The sequence below is a fragment of the Sulfitobacter sp. AS59 genome (assembly GCF_038899995.1).
Taxonomy (GTDB): domain Bacteria; phylum Pseudomonadota; class Alphaproteobacteria; order Rhodobacterales; family Rhodobacteraceae; genus Sulfitobacter.
On record NZ_JBBMQK010000001.1, the window covers coordinates 383,805 to 405,369 of the forward strand.

The window sequence follows — 21,565 nt, forward strand, 5'->3', positions numbered from 1 at the left end:
ATGTCCAGACATCTAGCGCAGTATCGGAATTATTTCCTATATATACCCCAAGGCAAGCGCAAGGACAGCAACATGGATCATTTCCCGATTTTCCTTTCCACCAAAGGGCAACGCATTGTGTTGTCGGGCGGCGGCGATGCCGCATTGGCCAAGCTGCGCCTGTTGATGAAATCCCAAGCCAAGATCAGCGTTTACGCGCCTGAGCCCGTACCTGAATTGGTCCAATGGGCAGATGCGGGCCGGCTGACCCTGCATACCCGCGCGCTGCAACTTGGCGATGTTCTATGCGCGAAACTGTTCTATGCCGCTGACGAAGACGCCATCGAGGACGCCCGCACTGCCGCCATCGCGCGCGCCGAGGGCGCGTTGGTGAACATCGTCGACAACCTGCACGACAGCGCCTTTATCACGCCCGCCATTGTTGACCGCGATCCCGTGACCATCGCCATCGGCACCGAAGGGGCGGCACCCGTACTGGCCCGCGCGATCAAGGCTGATCTTGAGGAACGCCTGCCCACCACACTGGGCACCCTCGCGCGCATCGGCAAAGGCTTTCGCAAAGTGGCAGACGCCCTGCCTTTTGGCCGCCCGCGCCGTGATTTCTGGCGCGACTATTACTTTAATGCTGGCCCCCGTGCTGTGGCGAACGGCGAAGCGGCAGTCGGCGAGACGCTTGATACCCTGCTGGCCGATCACCTGACCCGTGCCGCCCGCCCGGGTCACGTCGCCTTTGTCGGCGGTGGCCCCGGTGATCCCGAACTGCTGACGCTGAAAGCCCGCCGCGCCTTGGACGAGGCGGACGTGGTGATCTATGACCGCCTGATCAGCCCCGAGATCCTAGAGCTTGCCCGCCGCGAGGCGCTGATGATCGATGTTGGCAAGGAAGGCTTTGGCCCCTCCACCGCCCAAGAGACGATCAACGATCTGCTGGTCGAACACGCCCAAAGCGGTGCCCAAGTCGTGCGTCTGAAATCCGGTGACGCGACCGTGTTCGGCCGTCTGGACGAAGAAATCGATGCCGTCGATGCCCATAACATCGGCTGGCATATCGTGCCGGGCATCACCTCTGCCTCTGCCGCTGTCGCCACAATCGGGCAAAGCCTGACCAAACGCGGGCGCAATGCCAGCGTCCGCTTCCTGACCGGCCACGATATGAAGGGGTTTGCAGATCACGACTGGGCCAACCTTGCGCGCCCCGGCGAGGTTGCCGCGATTTATATGGGCAAGAAATCCGCCCGCTTTATCCAAGGTCGCCTGATCATGCATGGTGCCGACCGCACCACCCCCGTGACCGTGATCGAAAACGCCTCGCGCCCCGAACAACGCATTCTGGAAACCACGCTGGACCGTCTCCCAACTGATCTGGCAGATGCCGAAATGAACGGCCCTGCGATGACATTCTATGGCCTGGCCCCGCGCGCGGCGGCACTGGCCTCAACAGAAATCCTGCAAGAGGAGATGGCATAATGGCCAAACCCTTCACCCCCAAAGTTGTCACCGCAAACGCCCTGCTTGAAGGCGACGTGATCTATCAAACCGCGACCGGCTGGACCCGCGATCTGGCCCAAGCCGAAGTCCTAACCGACGAGGCCGACGCCGATCTGCGCTTGATCGATGCCAGCCAGCAGGTTGATCTGGTCGTCGGCGTGTATCTCGCCGACGTCGATCCTAATCCGGTGCCACAGCCCGTCCATTTCCGCGAAGCGTTTCGCGCCAAAGGCCCGTCAAACTATGCCCATGGCAAACAGGAGACCCTGTAATGTATAGCTATACCGAATTCGATGACGCCTTTCTGGCCGAGCGCAACGCGCAATTCCGCGCGCAGGTTGAACGCCGCATTGACGGCTCCCTGACCGAGGATGAATTCAAGCCGCTGCGCCTGATGAACGGTCTCTATCTGCAACTGCACGCCTACATGCTGCGCGTCGCCATCCCCTATGGCACGCTGAACAGCACGCAAATGCACAAGCTGGCCGATATTGCGGAGAAATGGGACAAGGGCTATGGCCATTTTACCACGCGCCAGAACATCCAATACAACTGGCCGCAGCTGCGCGATGTGCCAGACATGCTGGATGCGCTGGCCGAAGTGAACATGCACGCGATCCAGACCTCCGGTAACACGATCCGCAACGTGACCGCCGACCATTTCGCCGGTGCCGCCGCGGACGAGGTCGCAGACCCCCGCCCCGTGGCCGAGCTGATCCGCCAATGGTCCACCGATCACCCCGAATTCCAGTTCCTGCCACGCAAGTTCAAGGTCGCCGTTTCCGGTGCCCCCCACGACCGCGCCGTGATCAAAGCCCACGACATCGGGTTGCAAATCGTCGAACGTGATGGCGAACTTGGCTTTCAGGTGATTGTCGGCGGTGGCCTTGGTCGCACACCGATGATCGGCAAGGTGCTCTATGATTTCGTGGCCAGCGATGATCTGCTGCCAACCCTCGAGGCCATCGTGTCGGTCTATAACCTGCTGGGCCGCCGCGATAATAAATACAAGGCCCGCATCAAGATCACCGTCCATGAAAACGGCATCGACGACATTCGTGCCCGCGTCGACGCACGCTACGCGCTGATCCGCCCGCAGTTCACCGGCGTGGACCAACAGATGCTGTCCCGGATCGAGGCGGACTTCGCCAAGCCGACGTTCAAAACCGCGCCGCTGGACGCCTATACCGCAGCCTACGACAGCGATCCCGTCTTCCGCAGCTGGGCCGATACGAACCTCGCCGATCACCACGCGCCAGGCTATACGATCGTGTCGATCAGCCTCAAGGCCCATGGCGCGACGCCCGGCGACGCAACTGCGCACCAAATGCATGTGATGGCTGATCTTGCCGCGCAATACGGTCATGACGAACTCCGCATCAGCCACGAGCAAAACGTGATCCTGCCCCATGTCCACCGCGCCGATCTGCCAGCCCTGCATGCCGCACTGAAAAACGTCGGCCTTGCCACGGCGAACATCGGGTTGATCAGCGATATTATTGCCTGCCCCGGCATGGATTACTGCGCGCTGGCCACGGCCCGCTCGATCCCGATTGCCCAAGAAATCGCGACCCGCTTTGACGAGCTCAAGCTGGAACACGAAGTTGGCCCGCTCAAGATCAAAATCTCGGGCTGCATCAACGCCTGTGGTCACCACCACGTGGGTCATATTGGCATCCTAGGCCTTGATCGCGCTGGCGTAGAAAACTACCAAATCACCCTTGGCGGTGACGGCACCCAAGACGCGGCCATCGGCGAACGCGCCGGCCCCGGTTTCTCGGCCGATGAAATCATCCCCGCCATTGAACGTCTGGTGCGCGGCTATCTTGATCTGCGCAGCGAACCTGCGGAAACCTTCCTGCAAACCTACCGCCGCCTTGGGTTGGCCCCGTTCAAGGCCGCCCTCTATCCAGAAGCCCGTGCCAATGCCGCGTGACACAATCGTTCCAAATGGACAAAAAATCCTCCCCGAAGGGCCGGATCGCATCGCACAGCTGACCGCGCAAGTGGACGCGCTGAACGATCAGCTGCGCCATCACAGCGCGACGGACGTACTGCGCGCGGCGATCAAGCACGTGCCGAACCTTGCGCTGGTGTCCAGCTTTGGCGCGGAATCGGTGGCCTTGCTGCATCTCGCGGCGATGGTCAAACGTGATCTGCCGGTGATCTTTATTGACACGGAAATGCTGTTTGCCGAAACGCTGGTCTATCAGCACGAGCTGGCCGAACGCCTTGGCCTGCGCAACATCCAGACCATTCGGGCCGCTGATATCTCGGACAAAGACCCCGACGGCACCTTGCACCTGCGCGACACCGATGCCTGCTGCGCGCTGCGCAAAACCCTGCCCCTACAGACAGCCCTGCAAGGGTTTGATGGTTGGGTCACGGGGCGCAAACGATTCCAATCAGGTACCCGCGCATCCCTCCCTTTTTTCGAGGTCGAAACCCCACCAGATGCGCCTGCGCGGATCAAGGTGAACCCGCTGGCCCATTGGCAGGCCGCGGATGTCTCTGATTATATTGATGAAAACCGCCTGCCCCGGCATCCGCTGGTGGCCCAGGGGTATCCGAGCATCGGTTGCGCGCCCTGCACATCGCCGGTCAAACCGGGCGAAGACCCCCGCGCAGGGCGTTGGCGGAACAGTGAAAAAGAAGAATGCGGCATCCATTTTGTCGATGGTAAAATGGTGCGGATAGGAGCAGACACATGACACAATTGGTAACCGATCAGGGTTTTGTTGCAGATGACTGGGCAGCCGGTTTTACGGCGCTCGGATGCGCGAATGATGCGGCATCCCTTGATGTACCCTCGGACGCGCAGCCGGAGGATATCCAGCTCAGCTCAACCCTCCAGATGATCCGCATCGATTTCCCCAGCTCGGCCGACGGGCGCGGCTTTACCATCGCGCGCAATCTGCGCCTTCGTGGCTATACTGGGCGGCTGCGGGCCCATGGTCATGTTCTGGCCGATCAATACGCCATGGCCCGCCGTTCCGGCTTTGACGAGGTCGAGATCCCCGATGATCTGGCCGCGCGCCAGCCGCAGGATCAATGGCTGGCCCGCGCCAACTGGCAGGACCATGACTATCAGTCGCGGCTGCGCGGCTAAGACCGGCCTTTTCCCTCCCCCCCACTTGCCCCTATACAAAGGACGGCGGGCCAATTGCCTGTCGATGAAATAATGACCGAGCAGACAATCGTGCCCCAAACCGACGCCAAACCCGTACCCACCTTGCCCGACGCGCAAACCGTCACTTCTGTAAAACACTGGACGGACCGGTTGTTTTCCTTCCGCGTCTCACGCCCTGCGTCGCTGCGGTTTAGGTCGGGTGAATTTGTGATGATCGGTTTGATGGGTGACCCTGACCCCAAGACCGGCAAGCAAAAGCCGTTGCTGCGCGCCTATTCCATTGCGTCGCCGTCATGGGACGAAGAGTTGGAGTTCTATTCGATCAAGGTGCAAGACGGCCCTTTGACCTCGAAATTGCAGCATATCCAGCCCGGTGATCAGATCATCCTGCGCCCCAAACCCGTTGGCACGCTTGTGCATGACGCGCTGTTGCCCGGCAAACGTTTGTGGCTGTTTGCCACCGGCACCGGTTTCGCGCCTTTTGCTTCGCTGCTGCGCGAACCCGAAACCTATGAGAACTTTGACCAAGTCATCGTCACCCACACCGTGCGCGACGTGGCCGAGCTGGATTACAGCCGCAGCCTGATCGAAGACATCCAAAACGACGAGATGATGCACGAGCTGATCGGCAAGGATAATCTGGCCAAGATCGTTTATTATCCAACCACCACCCGTGAACAAAGCCCCAAGATGGGCCGCATCACCACCCTGCTGGAAGATGGCACCGTCTTTGCCGATCTGGGCATTGATGGGATCAACGCAGAAACCGACCGCGGCATGGTTTGCGGTAGCCTTGCCTTTAACAAGGACATCAAGGAAGTCCTCGAAGGTTTCGGTCTTGAAGAAGGGGCGAATTCGGACCCTAAGCATTACGTGGTCGAAAAGGCGTTCGTCGGCTAAACGCCCCTACCCTGCAGACATGAAAAAACCGCGCCCTCTTGCGAAGGCGCGGTTTTCTTTTGTCCGACGGGTCGGATCAGATCACATATCCAAAGCTTTGCGGATACGACCAAGGATCGATTCCAGCGCTTCGGGGTTGTCTTGTGCTGCGGTCAGGCCACGCTTGAACATGGTCTTTTGCAGCTCTGGCAAGGAAGACTGATCAACAAGCGCTTGAACCTCATCCAGATCGAACCCTGCGACTGTTGCCGCGTCTGCGCCGACGGTGGCATCGGCTGCGGGTGTCTCGACGGTTGCTTCGGCTGCTGTGTCTGCTGCGGCGTCAACCGACGCGGTTGCGTCTGTGGCTGCGGTTTCAACTGCTGTTACCGCATCGGATGCGGCCTCGGCTGCTTCGGATGCTGTATCCGCAACGGCTGCTGCGGCGTTTTCAGCGGCCTCGGCGGCTGCGTCTGTCGCCTCGGATGCTGTCTCGGATACGGCTGCTGCGGCGTCAGACGCGGCCTCAGTTGCGGCTTCTGTAGCGGCGGTTGCGGCCTCAGTTGCGGCGGTGGCTGCCTCGGATGCGGCTTCAGCTGCTGCTTCTGCGGCTGCATCAGCGGCCTCGGTTGTTGCTTCAACTGCGTCAGCGACGGCACCTTCGGTTGCATCCACGGCATCGCCAACGGCGGCTGTGGCGCTTTCCAATGCTTCGGGTGCATTGACGGCATCGGCTGCCTCTGTCGCGATCTCTTGAACCGAGCGACCGGAATACAGCATGTATCCCCCAATTGCGATCACCGCTGCGACAACGATCCAGACTAGATTTTTCATGATATATGTGTCCCTTTAGACCAACTAGCTTCGTTCTTGCGCACGCGAAATACGTGCTTATCGGCTCAAATGAGGGTTAGAGTACGCAGTTGCAACCCGATTTGCCCATTTTGCTCAAGTATAGCCCATTTTGCGTCTTGAAGAAGGGCGGTGGCACGTTTACCTTCTGACTTCGAGAATTCGGAACAATCAAAGGACGTTCATCATCGCTCGCAGACCCCATAACGCGCCGCCACAAAGAGATACCGGCCCGCGCATTAACGAAAATATCCGCTCTAACGAAATTCGCCTTATTGGTGCCGACGGTGAAAACGTCGGGGTCGTGACACCGGGCCGCGCCATGGAAATGGCCGAAGAAGCAGGACTGGACTTGGTCGAGATTTCTCCCAATGCCAACCCGCCCGTGTGCAAGATCATGGATTTCGGTAAATTCAAATACGAGACGCAAAAGCGCGAAGCCGAAGCGCGCAAAAAGCAAAAGATCATCGAGATCAAAGAGGTCAAGTTCAGACCGAACACCGATACCAATGACTACGAAGTCAAAATGCGTAACGTGTTCAAGTTTCTGGACAATGGCGACAAGGTAAAGATCACGCTGCGGTTCCGCGGTCGTGAAATGGCGCACCAAAATCTGGGCCGCGAGCTGCTTGAACGTGTTGCAGAAGACACCAAAGAAGTCGGCCGCGTCGAGAACTTTCCTAAGATGGAAGGCCGCCAGATGGTCATGCTGATCGGCCCGATGCCGAACAAGTAAGCTGTTTTAACGGTAGCTAAATACAAACGCCCCCGCGATATCCTCGCGGGGGCGTTTTTCGTTTTAAGGTTCGTTGTTAGGGGCCGACGTTACTGACGCAGCAAGCTGGTGATATTGCGGACCACCGCACGGCGGTTCGCGGGTTCAGCATCCAACGTGCGGATTTTCAGCGTGCTTTCCCCATAGCCCTGCGTAATCAGGTTGGCGGGCGGTACGTCAAAATACTCGGTCAGCGCCAGCGCCACGGTTTCAGCACGACGGTCAGACAGCGCAAGGTTATAGCCCGCATCGCCAACCGCATCGGTGTGCCCTTCGACCAAAATCACCGTGCGCGGATCGTTGCGAATGGCGTTGCTGATGGCTGTCCCGATTTTTGCCAGTGATTTCGCCTGCTCTGGCCGGATCGCAGCGGACCCGGTCGCGAAACGCACCGCATCCAGCTCGATCTCAGGGGCCAGTGCACGGACCTGCCGGATATCGCGCACCTGACGCAGCGAATAGCGTTGTGCCTGATCGCCACGCAGCTGGGTTTCCAAGGCAAGACGCAGCGCCTCTTCGTTCTGCTCGCTGGCCAGCGTGTTGCGCTGTTCAATCTGCGGCAGTTCGTTCACCACAACGCGGCGTTCTTCGCGTGTATCGTCGAACAGCACATATTCATTGCCCTGCGCGTCGATGTTGATCCGGCGCAAAACCGTGCCATCGCGGCCCAGAATTGTCACAACCTGACTGCCATCTGGTTTGGTCACAGTTGTACGTGCCGACCCGTCGTTAAACGTTTCGCGGCGCACTTCGTCACCGGCCTGACGGACCAGCGCATCGTCATCCTTCAACACGCGCAAATCGCCATATTGGTCTTCGACAACCAACCGATCACCCGAGTTGCTGACAACCTTCGACCCGTTTTTCAAAACGGCCCCCACGGCAACAGCACCAAGCCCCAACAGAAGCGCTTTTTCGAACTTGCTCATACCGTCGTCTTCTTGCGGGGCCGCTTGGACAGCGGCATTGGCAGACGCATCACCAGACGCCTCGCCCGTCACTTGGCTGTCAAACTCTTCATCTGAACTGCGGGTTTGCTCGGCGGTGACCTCCTCGGTCTCTACTTGCGCTTCTACTTCACCACTATCCGCAGCGGCAGCGGCCTCAGCAGCGGCAGACGCTTCGGCAGCGCGTTGTTCTTGGCGGGCTTCCTCGGCAGCCTGTTGCTCGGCCAACTCGGCTGCAATCTGCTCTTCTGTTTGAGGTTCCTCAGCTTCCGCTTGGACCTCAGTGGTGGCTTCCGCTTGTGGCTCCGCTGTCACCTCGGCCTGTGCTGCGGGGGCAGTCTCTGCCTCGGCGCTAGGTGCCGGCTCAGATGCGGGAACGGATTCTTGCACCGCCTCTCGCGCTGCTACCTGATCCGCTGCCTCTTGATCAGCCACAGCTTTGGCTTCTGCATCAGCCGCGATTTGCGCGGCAATGGCGTCTTCCTGCGCCGCAGCAGCATCTGCCGCCGCTTGCGCTTCTGCTTGGGCCGCGGCTTCAGCCTCTGCAGCTACAGCATCGGCCGTGGCTTGCGCATCATCGGTCGCTTCCGTTTCCGCTTCTGCTTCAACACTGGCGTCAGCCTCGGCCTCGACAGCACCGGTCCCATCCAAGATGCCAGTAACAGCGCCTTCAAGCTGATCGGTCAATTGTTCCGCATTCTGCACCTCAGTGCCATCCGCCAAAACGCAAGGGAATACTGCCTCGCCCCCTTCTGGGGCACAGCCAACAGTGGCAGATTGCGCGAACCCGCCCGAGGGTAACGCCAATGCCAAACACATCGTCAAAGAAGTCGTCGATTTTAGAACTCTAAACATTTCATGTCCTTATGAAATTAAATCCAAACGCCGTTCGGGCAGCGCTCGGTATTCAACACATGGCGGCTTGTTAGGTTCCAGAACCCCCTCATCAGACAGCGGAAAGCCGCCTTTGATCGCTCAAAGACGGCTTTGCCAGATAGAGTGCCTGGTGGTTTAGCTCAGCGCGGCAACCGCCCGCTTGGTCATCACACCCACCAGATGCGCGCGGTAATCGCCCGATCCATGCAGATCGCTGATCATGCCGCTGCCATCCACGGTCAGCCCGTCGACCGCGCTTGCAGAGAAATTCGACGACAGCGCCGCCTCGGCCTCACCCCAGCGGAAGACGCCGTTTTCCGAGGCACCCGTGACGGCGACGCGTACGCCGTCGCTGAACTTGGCGACATATACCGCGACCAGTGGGAACCGCGAGGCCGGTTGGATGAACTTCTCGTAATGGGCCTTTTCAGGGATCGGGAATTTCACCTCGGTGATGATCTCGCCCTCTTCAAGCGCCGTCGCGAACATCCCTTCAAAGAAATCATCCGCCGCGATTTCACGCGCGTTCGTCACAACCGTCGCACCACTGGCCAAGACTGCCGCCGGATAGCAGGCAGAGGGGTCATTGTTGGCAACCGATCCACCGATGGTGCCCCGGTTGCGCACGGCGGGGTCGCCAATACACGCGGCCAAGCCAGCAAGCGCGGGATAATGCGCAGCCGCCTCTTTCGCGACAACCGCGTGCAACGTGCCACCCCCGATACAAAGACGCCCCTGATCATCGGTGCAAATGCCCTGCATCTCGGCGATACCACGCAGCGACACCAAGACTGACGGCATCGCCAAACGCGCCTTGAGGGTCGGGATCAAAGTCTGCCCGCCGCTCATTGGTTGCGCCTCTTCTCGCCCCAGGGCCGCCACCGCATCCGCGATGCTGGTCGGCTTTTCTACATCAAAATTATACATCTTCCGTCCTTCCAAAAACTTGGCAGGATTTCCCTACCCTCGTCTTCATTTTGCCAAATAAACTCCGGGGGTGTGGGGGCTGGCCCCCACTCCCGTCCTATCCTCTTATCCGTTCATCGCCGCCCACACCCGCGCGGGCGTCACGGGCATGTCGATATGACCTACATCCTTGCCACCTGATCGCATCGCATCAAGCACCGCATTCACCACAGCCGGTGGCGATCCGATCGCCCCCGCCTCGCCGCAGCCCTTGACGCCCAAGGGGTTGTGCGTACAAGGCGTCTGGCAGGAATGATCGACCGTATAGAATGGCAAATCGCTAGCACGTGGCATCGCGTAATCCATATAGGACGCGCTCAGCAACTGGCCGTCGCTGTCATAGCTACAGTTCTCCATCAACGCCTGACCGATCCCTTGCGCCAACCCGCCATGCACCTGACCTGTCACAATCATCGGGTTCACGATATTGCCAAAGTCATCGGCAGCCGCGAACCGTTCGATTGTCACATGGCCGGTTTCCGGGTCCAGCTCGACCTCGCAGGCATAGGCACCCGACGGGTAGGTAAAGTTTGACGGATCGTAAAATGCCGTCTCTTCCAGACCCGGTTCGATGTCCTCCAGCGGATAGTTATGCGGCACATAGGCGGCAAGTGTCACATCGCCCCACGCCACCGATTTATCCGTGCCGGCAACGCTGAACGCGCCGTCCTTCAGCTCGATATCGCCCTCGGAGGCTTCCAGCAGGTGTGACGCGATCTTTTTCGCTTTGGCGATGATTTTTTCCGTCGCACGCACCATGGCAGACCCGCCCACGGCAAGGGAACGGGACCCGTAAGTCCCCATACCCATTGGCGTATTGGCGGTATCGCCATGCACGATCTCGATCATATCCTCGGGGATGCCGATCATTTCCGCGATGACTTGCGGGAACGCGGTCTCATGGCCTTGGCCGTGGCTGTGTGATCCGGTCATCACAACCAGACCACCGGTGGCATTCACCCGCACGGTGGCCGATTCGTACAGGCCCGCACGTGCGCCCAACTGCCCGACAAGGTTCGACGGCGCGATGCCGCAGGCCTCGATATAGCAGTTCACACCGAAGCCACGCAGCTTGCCTTTGGCCTCTGACGCGGTGCGGCGGGCGGCGAAACCGGCCAAGTCTGAAATCTCTTCCAGCTTGTCCATGGTCGCTACGTAATCGCCCGTGTCATATTCCACCGCCACAGGGGTGGCATAGGGGAATTCGGTGATAAAGTTCTGACGCCGTAGGGCAATCGGATCAACGCCCAGCTCATGCGCACATTTATCAACAAGACGTTCCAGCTGATAGGTCGCCTCGGGGCGGCCCGCGCCGCGATAGGCATCGACGGGAACGGTGTTGGTGAACACGGCCTTAACGTTCACATAGATCAGCGGCGTTTTATAATTCCCCGCCATCAAGGTGCCGTGCAGCCATGTTGGAACCGACGGCGCAAACGTCGACAGATACGCGCCCATGTTGGCGTAAGTATCTGTACGTAAAGCGGTGAAGTTATTGTCCGCATCCAGCGCCATCTCGATCTTGGTGACGTGGTCGCGGCCATGGGCGTCCGACATGAACGCCTCTGACCGGCTGGATGTCCATTTGACGGGACGGTTACAGGCCTTGGCTGCAAAGGTGCAGAACGCTTCTTCTTGGTAGTGGAAAATCTTGGTGCCGAAACCGCCGCCCACATCCGGGGCCACAACGCGCAGTTTATGTTCAGGAATGCCCAAAACGAATGCGCCCATCAGCAGCCGGATAACATGCGGGTTTTGCGAAGTGGTATAGAGCGTGTGATCGCCCGTGCCTCGGGCGTAATCGCCAACTGCAACCCGAGGCTCCATCGGGTTGGCCACCAAACGGTTGTTGACCAGCTCCAGCGTGGTGACATGGGCCGCGTCTTTGAACGCCTGATCGACCGCACCTTTGTTTTCTTCGACAAAGCCCCAGTCGTAGCACAGGTTCGACGTCAGATCGTCATGCACCTTGGGCGCGCCGTCTTTCACGGCTTCCTTCATGTCGATGACGGCGGGCAGATCGGTGATGTCCAGCACGATGGCTTCGGCGGCATCGCGGGCTTCGGCCAATGATTCCGCCACAACGGCTGCAATCGGTTCACCTACATGGCGCACTTTGCCGTGGGCCAGAACGGGGTGGCGCGGTTCTTGCATGACTTCGCCATGCTTGTCCGTCACCTGCCAACCGCAAGGGATCGATCCGACGGCTTCAAAATCCGCACCAGTGAAAATCTTGACCACGCCGGGCATGCCCTCGGCGGCCGATGTATCAACTGAGTTCAACGTACCATGCGCGATGTCCGAGCGCAGAAAGAACACATAGGCCTGACCATGCAGGTTAATATCGTCGGTATAATTACCCTCGCCGGTCAAAAACCGAATATCTTCGCGCCGCTTGCTGCTGGCACCAATTCCGCCATCCTTTGGCATAGTATTCTCCTCCCTATGGGGTGCCGCATGTGATGGGCACCATCGCGTTTGCAGGTTTTATCTGTTGGTGTGGCGCCACCCAGAACCGCAGGGATACGCCTTATTTATTGCGGATTATTGCGTCATTCCCGTGCCTCCCCGCACGGGTCAGACGCGCCGCTTTTACTCAGCCGCCAGCGCGCTGACGTCCTGGCCGGATGCGGCCATGATTGCTTTGACGATATTGTGGTAACCGGTGCAGCGGCAGATGTTGCCGTCCAGATAGTGGCGCACTTCGTCCTCGGTCGGTGTGGGGTTGTCTTTCAGCAGCGCCGAAGCAGACATGACCATGCCGGGGGTGCAAAAACCGCATTGCAGACCGTGGTGATCCTGAAACGCCTGCTGGATCACGTTCAGCGATCCATCGGCATTGGCCATGGATTCGATGGTTTTCACGTCCGCGCCTTCGGCTTCAACCGCCAGCATGGTGCAGGCTTTGACGGCCTCGCCATCCACATGCACAACGCAGGCACCACATTGGCTGGTGTCACAACCTATATGTGTGCCCGTCAGGTGCAGGTTTTCACGCAGAAACGACGCCAGCAGTGTACGGCCCTCAACCTCGCCAGACGCGGGCTTGCCGTTCACGGTCATTTTGACCTGTGTCATAGATATCCTCCCTTAAGTGTTCTTGATCTCGTTACGGCAAGTTAAGCATGCCACCCGCCAGTTGAGAACAAAAATATTTTGCAATGCATGATTTTATGGGAAATTTTCGTGCAAATAGCTGTGATTACCCGCGGCGCGGTTGGGGCCGGGTCGCAATTTCCTTGAGCAATCCACCAACGCCCATGGCGGCAATGTCACGGTCGGTCACGGCAATACCACACGCGATCCGCGCCAAGACCCAATCCGCGCCATTCAGCGCGGGCGACCGTGCGCACCCCGGCAATCCGATCACCTTTTGCGTTTCCAGCGCGCCCAGAAACAGCAGGTTGCCCGGATCAACAGGCATGCCGAAACGTTCAACCGTGCCACCAGCGGCACGCAAGGCAGAGGGGGCCACATCATCAATATCCGAGGTGGCCGATCCGGTCAGGATCAATACCAGCCCCGTGTCCGCAGATTTGATCGCCGCACTTAGGGCCGCCGTCTGATGGGGCACCATGACCACATCCTTGAGCGCGATGTTCAGCGCGGCAAGGCGGTTCGCGATGGCCTCGCGGCCCTTGTCCCCTGCCCCTTTCGCGATCTCAGTGATGATCAATGTCGCGTCTGGCAAAACCGGCGGCGCAAGGCGTATTGCCCCACGTCCCGCTGTGCAGGCCCGCGCCAGATCATCCTGATCGACGCCATATGAAATAATCTTGATCGTCGCGACCATGCCGCCATTCGCCATCTGCTGAAACGGCGGCACCGTGGCCAATGTGATCATCGGATGGACCGAATTCACAGCCTCAAGTGCAGCGACATCCAGCACGGCCACCCCCGGCCCCTTGGCCAGCAAATTAACACGGCCGGTAAAGGCGTTTGTCATCTCAAGATGCGGATGATCGGCCAGCAAGGCCTGCGCCAATTGCGCCGCAGCGGTGTTTTCATCCACGTCCCTAGCTGCCAGTTGCGCCACGGTGACCTGCGCCACCCCCGCAGCCAGCAGATCGTCGATGTGGTTTTGCTCAAGCCGCAGGCCTTTGCGCAGCCGCCCGTTGGGCAAAGCGACGGAATGCGCCAAAAGCGCGCCTGCTGCATCCTGCGTGGCGATGGCCCCGAACTTCACGGTTTTCTCAGGCTTTGCACCATCTGCGCGAGGATCGCCACGGCAATCTCGGGTGGGCCAGCCGCCCCGATATCAAGGCCAATAGGGCCCGCGATCCGTGCGATATCATCGCCGCTAAACCCCGCTGCCGTCAGCCGATCCACCCGCGATGCATGGGTGCGTTTAGACCCAAGCGCGCCGATGTAGAACGCGGGCGAGCGCAACGCGATATGCAACGCCGGATCATCCAGTTTCGGGTCATGGGTCAGCAACACGACAGCACTGCGGGTATCGACGCCGACCTCTTCCAGCGCCGCATCGGGCCAGTCGTTGATCACCCGTGCCTCGGGAAAGCGTGCTTGCGATCCGAAAGCCTCGCGCGGGTCGATCACCACCACGTCAAACCCAGCAATCTGCGCCATCGGGGCCAAAGCCTGCGCAATATGCACCGCGCCCACAATGATCAGACGCAAAGGCGGATTGTGGATCGCAACAAAGGTATCGCCATCTTCCTCGACGCCCGACCGGTCCATCCGAAAACGGTTCTCGTACCCCTCGCCCACCAGACGTGCATTGCCGCCCGACAGTGACACCGCATAGCCGACAGGTTTGCGTGCGGCACGTGCCTTGACCAGATCGGCCAGAATATCAAAGGGCATGCCCCTATCGCCAATCGGTTCCACCAGCACGCGAATTTTACCACCACAGGCCAGCCCGACCGCAAAAGCATCGCCATCACTGACACCGTATTCCAACAGGCGCGATGTGCCTTCTTCGATCGCCTCTAGCGCCTCGATCACCACGGCCCCTTCGACGCAGCCGCCTGAAACAGACCCCTGCATTTCGCCATCGCCGGAAATCGCCAGCTGCGCGCCCACCCGGCGCGGGGCCGATCCCCAGGTTTCGACAACTGTGGCCAATGCAGCACCACGGCCCGCTTGGGCCCATGCATAAGCGCGTTCTGGTGCGTCTTCAAAGATGTCCATCGGGGGTGTCTCCGGTTTTGCGGCGCGGTGCGGTTTGATATATGTAGTGCGTCATCGGCAATCGCTCAATGAGATAACTTGCACGCCGCCGCGCGCACTACTACATCTTGGCTGACACAACCGAACGGAGCCGCCCCCATGCCGATGCAAGCCAGCGATATCGAAGACCTTTTGCGCGAAACATTCCCCAACGCCAAGATCGAGGTCCAAGGCGATGATGGTGTCCACATGGCCGCGATGGTCATCGACGAAAGCTTTCGCGGGAAAAACCGCGTGCAGCAACAACGCGCCGTCTATGCCGCTCTCAAGGGCAAGATGGACGGCCCCAGCGGGGCTTTGCACGCGCTGGCCCTGACGACCAAGGCCCCCGATTAACCCCAAGGAGCACGCCCCATGGACCTGACACTTGTCGTTATACTGGCAGTTCTGGTGCTGATCGTGGCGGTGCTGCGCGGCCTGCAATCCCTGCGCCATACCCGTGATACCGACCGCGGGTCGCTGCCTGGCAAGGGCTATCACGAGATCGAAACAACCTATCACTCTGGCGGCGGCGGGGGCGGGCATCAAACCACGTACCGTATTCCCAAGGACCCGCAAGAATACGCCAAACGCTTTATACCAAAGGACAAATCGAAATGACCGATACGGCAACACAAATCAAAGAGACCATCACAGCCAACGACGTAGTGCTGTTCATGAAGGGCACAAAATCCATGCCACAATGCGGGTTTTCGTCCCGTGTGGCCGGTGTGCTGAACTATATGGAAGTCGAATATGCCGACGTGAACGTGTTGGCCGACGAAGCATTGCGCCAAGGCATCAAGGATTTTTCCGATTGGCCCACCGTGCCGCAGCTTTATGTCAAAGGTGAATTCGTCGGCGGCTGTGACATCATCACCGAAATGATGCTGTCGGGTGAGCTGGACACATTGCTGGCTGAAAACGACGTCAAATTCGACCAAGACGCCGCCGACAAGATCCGCGAAGCAAACGGCTGATTTTACGGCTGATTTTATCATGGGGGCTGGTGCGTTTGGCGTGCCAGCCCTTTTTTGTGGCGCGAATGCCCCTGAAACACCGCGAAACACCACAGTTTCGCACCGGCTGAAATTATTTTCGCCACCCCCTATTCCCCCCTTGTAGACATGCCAAGCTGATCCCCATTTGTGATCGCGGCAGGCTGATTGCCCGGAGAGTTTCATTTTGGATTACATCTATGTTGCGGCCGGGCTTTTGTGCCTGTTTTTGGGCGGCGAGGCCTTGGTGCGCGGCAGCGTTGGCATCGCGCAACGGTTGGCGATTTCCCCGCTGTTGATCGGGCTAACGGTCGTGGGGTTCGGCACATCCATGCCCGAACTGCTGGTGTCGATCGAAGCGGCGTGGCGCGGTGTGCCCGACATTGCCGTCGGCAATATTGTCGGGTCCAACATCGCCAACATCGCGTTGATTATGGGGATTACGGCGCTTGTTTGGCCGATCCGCGTTTCCGGTGCCACCCTGCGGCGCGACACGGGCGTGATGGTCTTGGCCGCCGTGGCTTTGGCACCGATTTTCTGGGGCGGAGAGATCGGCAGACCAGCGGGCGTGATGCTGTTGGCGGGCCTTATCGGATATCTGGTCTGGGCCTATTTGCGGCCCGGTGACATGGCCCAAGACGATACCCCTAGCACAGAAAAACCCAAAGCGCTCAGATCGCTCCTATGGGTCATTGCCGGTTTTGTCGCCTTGCTGTTCGGGGCGCGTTTTCTGGTGGAGGGCGCGGTGTCCATCGCCCGCGATGCGGGCCTGTCCGAGGCGTTCATTGGGCTGACAATCGTCGCGGTTGGCACGTCCCTGCCCGAATTGGCCACATCGGTGGTGGCCGCGTTCCGGCGGCAATCCGAGATCGCAATCGGCAACGTGATCGGGTCCAACATCTTTAACGTATTTGGCATCTTGGGCGTCACCGCCGTGATCCAACCCATTCCGGTCGCGGGCCGGTTCATCAGCTTCGATCTGCCCGTCATGATCGCGCTGTCGTTGGTGATCACCGAGCTTTTGCTGACGCGCCCCGTGATCGGGCGCGTTACAGGGATCGTGTTTTTAATCGGGTACGCGGCCTATGTGGTATTGGCGCAGGGGTAAGCCCCCCCCCCGCCCGCCATTTACCAAGCAGACCCGAAAACTCAGCTCGCGGCTTTATCTTCGACCTCTTGAGCCAAGGATTCGGCGCGGGCGGCCATTTCGGCCAAACCATCCGTGACCGCTTGCGGTACAACGGGCACTTCGATGCGTTCGGGTTCCACCACGGTGTCGCGCAGTTTTGCCAGTTCGGCCTCGCGTTCGGCCAGCTGTGCGCGCACTTCGCCAACCTGATCTTCGACGCTGGCGGTCTTATCGGCCAGCAACAGCCCCGCCATCAACAGCATCCGCGCCTCTGGCATCCGGCCCACTTGATCCGATAGCACCTGCGCCTCGTCATCCAGCATCTTGGCTGCGGCGTGCAGATAGCTTTCTTCGCCTTCTTGGCAGGCAACCTCGAACTGGCGACCGCCGATGGAAATGGTAACTTCGGGCATCAAGCGTACTCCTGCGCGGCTTCGACGAGGGGCGAAAGGGCAGACAAGATCGCCTCTGCCTCGGCGATTTGGGCCGTGCGGGCGGCGCGCAAGGCGTCCAGCTCGGCTTGCATGGCCTGATTGATCAGGTCCGCGTCCCCGACACCTTCTTCGTTGGCGGCGCGCAAGGCGGCGCAGGCCTCTGACAGTTTGGTATTGGCACCGCGCACCTGCTGCAATTCGACGTCCAGCTGCTCAACCCGCGACTGGGCCTCCCCCTCTTGGGCCAGCTTGGCTTCCAATTCCGCGACCTTCGCGTCAGCCGCGTCCAGCTTGGCTTGCGCCTCGGCTGTTGCGGCCTCAAGCTGGTCGTTCAGGGTTTTAACCCGCTCGGTCAATTGCGCATTGGCCAGACGTTCTTCTTCGAGGTCCTGCGACAGGTCAGGCACGTCCTCTTTGGCAGGTGCCAGTTTTTCCAGACCGCGCGCCGCGCGTTCCATGGCGGCCATAATACGGCCTTGCAATTGTTCTATGTCGCTCATGCCCTAATGCCCCTCGCAAGTTGCTTGGCCCAGTTTGCCAACCATCGAATCGATGGTCAACGTTGTTGCTATCGATCCTAACTAAACCATACGCGGATTACTGCCCCTTTAAGAACAACATCTTGGCGCCCCCTTTTCACACATCACCTGCCCGTGGGTGGTTGTGCTTGATCTTTGCGGGGTGGCTGGTATTCATCCGCCAAATGTTAATCCCCCTTATAAGGAAGCAACACCGTGGACTTGAACGCACTTGCGAAAGCAAATCCTGAGCATTGGTCCAAAGCGACCGCCATTCGCGCCCTGACGCTGGACGCCGTCGCCGCCGCCAATTCTGGCCACTCCGGGATGCCCATGGGCATGGCTGATGTTGCAACCGTGCTGTTCGAAAAGCACCTAAAATTTGATGCATCTAACCCGCTCTGGCCTGACCGCGACCGTTTCATTCTGTCGGCTGGTCACGGATCGATGCTGATCTATTCGCTGCTGCATCTTGTTGGCGACGTGCAATTCCCGATCGAAGAGCTGAAGAACTTCCGCCAAATGGGCGCACGCACGGCGGGCCACCCGGAAAACTTCCTTGCCGATGCGATTGAAACAACCACAGGCCCCTTGGGTCAGGGGATTGCGAATTCCGTGGGCTTTGCCATGGCCGAAGAAATCCAGCGCGCCCAATACGGCAAGAAAATCGTCGATCACTTTACCTATGTGATCGCAGGCGACGGTTGCCTGATGGAAGGCGTTAGCCAAGAAGCGATTGCCCTTGCCGGCCGTCACAAGCTGAGCAAGCTGGTCGTGATGTGGGACAATAACAACATCACCATCGATGGCCCCGTCACCCTGTCCGACACCGTTGATCAAGTCGCGCGCTTTAAGGCCGCCGGTTGGCATGTCGTTGAAATCGACGGTCACAACCCCGACCAGATCGACGCCGCCCTGACCGAGGCACGCAATTCCGATCTGCCCTCGATGATCGCTTGCAAGACCCACATCGCTTTGGGTCACGCCGCACAAGACACGTCAAAAGGTCACGGCGCGTTGACCGATGCCGACCAGATGGCCGCCGCCAAAGCCGCCTATGGCTGGACAACCGGCCCGTTCGAAGTACCTGCCGATGTGAAATCCGCATGGGAAGCCATTGGATCGCGCGGCGCAGACACCCGCAAAGAATGGGAAGAGCGTTTCGACGCCATGTCCCGCACCAAGCGCGAGGAGTTCAACCGCGCGCTGGCTGGCGACGCGCCCAAGAAACTGTCGGCGACCGTCAAAGCGTTCAAAAAGCAGATCTCTGAAACTGCACCGAAACTGGCCACCCGCGCCAGCAGCGAAAAGACGCTCGAGGTCTTGAACCCGCTGTATTCCGAAACCGTGGGCGGCTCGGCTGACCTGACCGGTTCGAACAACACCAAAACCGCTGATCTGGGCGTGTTCGACATCGACAACCGTGGTGGGCGTTATGTCTATTGGGGCATTCGTGAACACGGCATGGCATCCGCGATGAACGGCATGGCCCTGCACGGCGGCATGCGCCCCTATGGCGGCACATTCATGTGTTTCACCGACTATGCGCGCCCCGCCATGCGTCTGGCCGCGTTGATGCAAGTGCCAACCGTGTTCGTCATGACCCATGACAGCATCGGTCTGGGCGAAGATGGCCCAACCCACCAACCGGTCGAGCATCTGGCGATCAGCCGCGCGACACCGAACACCTATGTGTTCCGTCCCGCCGATACGATTGAAACAGCTGAGGCGTGGGAAATCGCGCTGACGTCGAAAGACACGCCATCGGTGCTGTCCCTGACCCGTCAGGGCCTGCCGACCGTGCGTCTTGAGCATAAGAACAAGAACCTCACCGAACAGGGTGCCTATGTGCTGGCCGATGCAGAGGGCAAACGTCAGGTCATCCTGATCGCCACCGGTTCCGAGGTCGAGATCGCGTTGAAAGCACGTGATATCCTGCAAGAGCAAGGCATCGGTACCCGCGTCGTGTCCATGCCTTGTATGGAGCTGTTCGCCGAACAAGACGAGGCATACCGCCGCCGGGTTCTGCCCGCAGGCCCCGTGCGCGTCGGTGTCGAAGCTGCCGTGCGTCAGGGTTGGGATCGCTGGCTGACCGGCGAGCGTGGCAAATGGAACAAGGCCGATTTCGTCGGCATGGATCGTTTCGGTGCCTCTGCCCCGGCAGACGAGTTGTTCGAGAAGTTCGGCATCACGCCACAGAACGTGGCCGACAAAGCCAAAGCGCTGCTGTAAGCTACCCGCGCGTTCAGACATAACGTACAGACATTAAAAAAGGGGGCCGCGCTGGCCCCCTTTTTCGTTTTAGATCACTGCGATATCAGACCGCCTGCGGGCCCTTCTTTTTACGGCTGAACACAGCGCGCCACAGGGGGGTGACGATCTTTTCGCCAATAGGGATCAGGATCAACCCAAGCGCCAGACCAAACACACCGTCCATCGCGGCCTTGGCGATCCATTCAACAGTCGCGGTATAGGCGGCGGGTACCATGTGGCCCATATAGGCGGCTGCGTCGTGGATCAGGTGGCCTAGGGTGCCAAAGCCCAGCTCCTCCATCCCGTGAATGATGATTGACCCACCAACCCACAGCATCGCCGCGGTGCCGATGATGGTGAGCGTCGTCAGAAACTTGGGCATGCCGCGCACAACCGCGCGGCCGATGGTGCGGGTGACGCCGAGGTTGCCGTTTTTCGCCATGTACAGCCCCACGTCGTCCGCTTTGACGATCAGCGCCACCGATCCATAGACCGCAACCGTGATCATGACCGCCGCCGCCGCCAGTGCTGCCGCTTCCATCCAGAAATTCGACACCGCAAGGTTGGACAGGATGATCGTCATGATTTCAGCAGACAGAATGAAATCGGTCTTGATCGCCCCTTGGGCCTTTTGCTCTTCCAGATGGGCGGGGTCTTCGATGATCTCTGCCTTTTCGGGATAGTCGTCATGCCCCGCGCCGCCTAACCCCAAGGCATGGGCGACTTTTTCCGCCCCTTCAAAACAAAGATATGCACCCCCCAGCATCAACAGCGGCGATATCGCCCAAGGCGCGAAATTGGAAAGCACCAAACCGGCAGGCAGCAAAAACACCAACTTGTTTCGAAGCGACCCTTTGGTGATGCGCCAGATGATCGGCAGCTCGCGCTTGGCCTCGAACCCATGCACATATTTCGGCGTTACGGCGGCATCATCAATGACGGCCCCCGCTGCTTTTGCACTGGCTTTTGCGGCTTGCCCGAACACATCATCCACACTTGCTGCTGCCACTTTGGCAATTGCGGCCACGTCATCCAACAGCGCCAGTAAACCACTCATCATGTCTCTCCAAATTTGTCAGAAATGAACCTAGCCCAGTGCCAGACGAAGGCAAAGACCCAGCAGCATTTTGATAAACATGTCAGGTTATCGC

The 21,565-nt window shown here is 59.4% G+C and carries 22 protein-coding genes; 12 read left to right on the top strand and 10 right to left on the bottom strand.

From position 1 onward, the window contains the following. The first annotated feature begins 72 nt into the window (after nucleotides 1–72). From cysG to WNY39_RS01945, 6 genes are all read left to right on the top strand, one after another. A complete protein-coding gene (gene cysG / locus WNY39_RS01920; protein ID WP_342843598.1) occupies nucleotides 73–1,467 on the top strand; it encodes a siroheme synthase CysG in 1,395 nt (464 codons plus the stop codon). Next, a complete protein-coding gene (locus WNY39_RS01925) occupies nucleotides 1,467–1,760 on the top strand; it encodes a DUF2849 domain-containing protein (protein ID WP_342843600.1) in 294 nt (97 codons plus the stop codon). The genes cysG and WNY39_RS01925 overlap by 1 nt, the downstream gene beginning before the upstream one ends. Further along, the gene (locus WNY39_RS01930) at nucleotides 1,760–3,424 is read left to right on the top strand and encodes a nitrite/sulfite reductase (RefSeq protein ID WP_342843601.1); all 1,665 of its coding nucleotides are present in this window, start codon (nucleotides 1,760–1,762) and stop codon (nucleotides 3,422–3,424) included. Before WNY39_RS01925 ends, WNY39_RS01930 begins: the two co-directional genes overlap by 1 nt. Further along, the gene (locus tag WNY39_RS01935; RefSeq protein ID WP_342843603.1) at nucleotides 3,414–4,199 is read left to right on the top strand and encodes a phosphoadenylyl-sulfate reductase; all 786 of its coding nucleotides are present in this window, start codon (nucleotides 3,414–3,416) and stop codon (nucleotides 4,197–4,199) included. Before WNY39_RS01930 ends, WNY39_RS01935 begins: the two co-directional genes overlap by 11 nt. Then, entirely contained in the window at nucleotides 4,196–4,597 is a 402-nt protein-coding gene (locus tag WNY39_RS01940) for a DUF934 domain-containing protein (protein WP_093914817.1), read from the top strand. Before WNY39_RS01935 ends, WNY39_RS01940 begins: the two co-directional genes overlap by 4 nt. Before the next feature lie 72 nt (nucleotides 4,598–4,669). Continuing rightward, the gene (locus WNY39_RS01945) at nucleotides 4,670–5,518 is read left to right on the top strand and encodes a ferredoxin--NADP reductase (RefSeq protein WP_342843605.1); all 849 of its coding nucleotides are present in this window, start codon (nucleotides 4,670–4,672) and stop codon (nucleotides 5,516–5,518) included. Nucleotides 5,519–5,599: 81 nt separating this feature from the next. Here the strand turns inward: WNY39_RS01945 and WNY39_RS01950 are convergent, their stop codons facing one another. Further along, nucleotides 5,600–6,331 carry a hypothetical protein gene (locus WNY39_RS01950; RefSeq protein ID WP_342843606.1) on the bottom strand — a complete coding sequence of 244 codons (732 nt, stop codon included), beginning with the start codon at nucleotides 6,329–6,331 and terminating at the stop codon, nucleotides 5,600–5,602. Nucleotides 6,332–6,536: 205 nt separating this feature from the next. Here WNY39_RS01950 and infC point away from each other — a divergent pair, with 205 nt between their 5' ends. Continuing rightward, nucleotides 6,537–7,085, top strand: coding sequence for a translation initiation factor IF-3 (gene infC / locus WNY39_RS01955; RefSeq protein ID WP_342844339.1), 549 nt, complete (start codon nucleotides 6,537–6,539; stop codon nucleotides 7,083–7,085). Between the two features lie 89 nt (nucleotides 7,086–7,174). Here infC and WNY39_RS01960 read toward each other — a convergent pair whose 3' ends face one another. From WNY39_RS01960 to WNY39_RS01985, 6 genes are all read right to left on the bottom strand, one after another. Then, nucleotides 7,175–8,926: an OmpA family protein gene (locus WNY39_RS01960; protein ID WP_342843608.1), complete on the bottom strand. Its 1,752-nt coding sequence runs from the start codon at nucleotides 8,924–8,926 to the stop codon at nucleotides 7,175–7,177. Between the two features lie 156 nt (nucleotides 8,927–9,082). Next, the gene (locus WNY39_RS01965) at nucleotides 9,083–9,874 is read right to left on the bottom strand and encodes a xanthine dehydrogenase family protein subunit M (RefSeq protein WP_342843609.1); all 792 of its coding nucleotides are present in this window, start codon (nucleotides 9,872–9,874) and stop codon (nucleotides 9,083–9,085) included. A gap of 105 nt (nucleotides 9,875–9,979) precedes the next feature. Then, nucleotides 9,980–12,343 carry a xanthine dehydrogenase family protein molybdopterin-binding subunit gene (locus WNY39_RS01970; RefSeq protein WP_342843611.1) on the bottom strand — a complete coding sequence of 788 codons (2,364 nt, stop codon included), beginning with the start codon at nucleotides 12,341–12,343 and terminating at the stop codon, nucleotides 9,980–9,982. 162 nt (nucleotides 12,344–12,505) lie between these two features. Then, complete coding sequence (locus tag WNY39_RS01975) at nucleotides 12,506–12,991, bottom strand: (2Fe-2S)-binding protein (protein ID WP_341234571.1); 486 nt, start codon at nucleotides 12,989–12,991, stop codon at nucleotides 12,506–12,508. 124 nt (nucleotides 12,992–13,115) lie between these two features. Continuing rightward, the gene (locus WNY39_RS01980; RefSeq protein ID WP_342843613.1) at nucleotides 13,116–14,099 is read right to left on the bottom strand and encodes a molybdopterin-binding protein; all 984 of its coding nucleotides are present in this window, start codon (nucleotides 14,097–14,099) and stop codon (nucleotides 13,116–13,118) included. Beyond that, on the bottom strand, nucleotides 14,096–15,064 hold the full coding sequence (locus WNY39_RS01985) for an XdhC family protein (RefSeq protein ID WP_342843615.1): 969 nt from the start codon (nucleotides 15,062–15,064) through the stop codon (nucleotides 14,096–14,098). Before WNY39_RS01985 ends, WNY39_RS01980 begins: the two co-directional genes overlap by 4 nt. A gap of 138 nt (nucleotides 15,065–15,202) precedes the next feature. Here WNY39_RS01985 and WNY39_RS01990 point away from each other — a divergent pair, with 138 nt between their 5' ends. The 4 genes from WNY39_RS01990 (at nucleotide 15,203) to WNY39_RS02005 (ending at nucleotide 17,188) form a co-directional block, all read left to right on the top strand. Next, complete coding sequence (locus WNY39_RS01990; RefSeq protein ID WP_341234574.1) at nucleotides 15,203–15,439, top strand: BolA/IbaG family iron-sulfur metabolism protein; 237 nt, start codon at nucleotides 15,203–15,205, stop codon at nucleotides 15,437–15,439. Nucleotides 15,440–15,457: 18 nt separating this feature from the next. Further along, on the top strand, nucleotides 15,458–15,703 hold the full coding sequence (locus tag WNY39_RS01995; protein ID WP_341234575.1) for a hypothetical protein: 246 nt from the start codon (nucleotides 15,458–15,460) through the stop codon (nucleotides 15,701–15,703). Beyond that, nucleotides 15,700–16,062, top strand: a complete 363-nt coding sequence (gene grxD, locus WNY39_RS02000) for a Grx4 family monothiol glutaredoxin (RefSeq protein WP_341234576.1) — start codon at nucleotides 15,700–15,702, stop codon at nucleotides 16,060–16,062. Before WNY39_RS01995 ends, grxD begins: the two co-directional genes overlap by 4 nt. 205 nt (nucleotides 16,063–16,267) lie before the next feature. Further along, on the top strand, nucleotides 16,268–17,188 hold the full coding sequence (locus WNY39_RS02005) for a calcium/sodium antiporter (RefSeq protein WP_342843619.1): 921 nt from the start codon (nucleotides 16,268–16,270) through the stop codon (nucleotides 17,186–17,188). Nucleotides 17,189–17,229: 41 nt separating this feature from the next. On the opposite strand, the gene WNY39_RS02010 is transcribed toward WNY39_RS02005, so the two are convergent. Then, nucleotides 17,230–17,622, bottom strand: a complete 393-nt coding sequence (locus WNY39_RS02010) for a cell division protein ZapA (protein WP_342843621.1) — start codon at nucleotides 17,620–17,622, stop codon at nucleotides 17,230–17,232. Then, nucleotides 17,622–18,143 (bottom strand): hypothetical protein, encoded by a 522-nt coding sequence (locus tag WNY39_RS02015; RefSeq protein ID WP_342843623.1) that lies wholly within the window; start codon nucleotides 18,141–18,143, stop codon nucleotides 17,622–17,624. Before WNY39_RS02015 ends, WNY39_RS02010 begins: the two co-directional genes overlap by 1 nt. Nucleotides 18,144–18,377: 234 nt before the next feature. On the opposite strand from WNY39_RS02015, the gene tkt reads away from it, so the two are divergent. Further along, nucleotides 18,378–20,393 (top strand): transketolase, encoded by a 2,016-nt coding sequence (gene tkt / locus WNY39_RS02020; protein WP_342843625.1) that lies wholly within the window; start codon nucleotides 18,378–18,380, stop codon nucleotides 20,391–20,393. An 85-nt stretch (nucleotides 20,394–20,478) separates the two neighbouring features. Here tkt and WNY39_RS02025 read toward each other — a convergent pair whose 3' ends face one another. Then, nucleotides 20,479–21,471 (bottom strand): DUF808 domain-containing protein, encoded by a 993-nt coding sequence (locus WNY39_RS02025; protein WP_341234581.1) that lies wholly within the window; start codon nucleotides 21,469–21,471, stop codon nucleotides 20,479–20,481. Nucleotides 21,472–21,565: the final 94 nt, after the last annotated feature.

What these genes read in the sequence shown, in the direction of transcription:
- cysG (WP_342843598.1), top strand. Translation starts at nt 73, where the DNA reads ATGGATCATTTCCCGATTTTCCTTTCCACCAAAGGGCAACGCATTGTG.
- WNY39_RS01925 (WP_342843600.1), top strand. Translation starts at nt 1,467, where the DNA reads ATGGCCAAACCCTTCACCCCCAAAGTTGTCACCGCAAACGCCCTGCTT.
- WNY39_RS01930 (WP_342843601.1), top strand. Translation starts at nt 1,760, where the DNA reads ATGTATAGCTATACCGAATTCGATGACGCCTTTCTGGCCGAGCGCAAC.
- WNY39_RS01935 (WP_342843603.1), top strand. Translation starts at nt 3,414, where the DNA reads ATGCCGCGTGACACAATCGTTCCAAATGGACAAAAAATCCTCCCCGAA.
- WNY39_RS01940 (WP_093914817.1), top strand. Translation starts at nt 4,196, where the DNA reads ATGACACAATTGGTAACCGATCAGGGTTTTGTTGCAGATGACTGGGCA.
- WNY39_RS01945 (WP_342843605.1), top strand. Translation starts at nt 4,670, where the DNA reads ATGACCGAGCAGACAATCGTGCCCCAAACCGACGCCAAACCCGTACCC.
- WNY39_RS01950 (WP_342843606.1), bottom strand. Translation starts at nt 6,331, where the DNA reads ATGAAAAATCTAGTCTGGATCGTTGTCGCAGCGGTGATCGCAATTGGG.
- WNY39_RS01960 (WP_342843608.1), bottom strand. Translation starts at nt 8,926, where the DNA reads ATGTTTAGAGTTCTAAAATCGACGACTTCTTTGACGATGTGTTTGGCA.
- WNY39_RS01965 (WP_342843609.1), bottom strand. Translation starts at nt 9,874, where the DNA reads ATGTATAATTTTGATGTAGAAAAGCCGACCAGCATCGCGGATGCGGTG.
- WNY39_RS01970 (WP_342843611.1), bottom strand. Translation starts at nt 12,343, where the DNA reads ATGCCAAAGGATGGCGGAATTGGTGCCAGCAGCAAGCGGCGCGAAGAT.
- WNY39_RS01975 (WP_341234571.1), bottom strand. Translation starts at nt 12,991, where the DNA reads ATGACACAGGTCAAAATGACCGTGAACGGCAAGCCCGCGTCTGGCGAG.
- WNY39_RS01985 (WP_342843615.1), bottom strand. Translation starts at nt 15,064, where the DNA reads ATGGACATCTTTGAAGACGCACCAGAACGCGCTTATGCATGGGCCCAA.
- WNY39_RS01990 (WP_341234574.1), top strand. Translation starts at nt 15,203, where the DNA reads ATGCCGATGCAAGCCAGCGATATCGAAGACCTTTTGCGCGAAACATTC.
- WNY39_RS01995 (WP_341234575.1), top strand. Translation starts at nt 15,458, where the DNA reads ATGGACCTGACACTTGTCGTTATACTGGCAGTTCTGGTGCTGATCGTG.
- grxD (WP_341234576.1), top strand. Translation starts at nt 15,700, where the DNA reads ATGACCGATACGGCAACACAAATCAAAGAGACCATCACAGCCAACGAC.
- WNY39_RS02010 (WP_342843621.1), bottom strand. Translation starts at nt 17,622, where the DNA reads ATGCCCGAAGTTACCATTTCCATCGGCGGTCGCCAGTTCGAGGTTGCC.
- WNY39_RS02015 (WP_342843623.1), bottom strand. Translation starts at nt 18,143, where the DNA reads ATGAGCGACATAGAACAATTGCAAGGCCGTATTATGGCCGCCATGGAA.
- WNY39_RS02025 (WP_341234581.1), bottom strand. Translation starts at nt 21,471, where the DNA reads ATGAGTGGTTTACTGGCGCTGTTGGATGACGTGGCCGCAATTGCCAAA.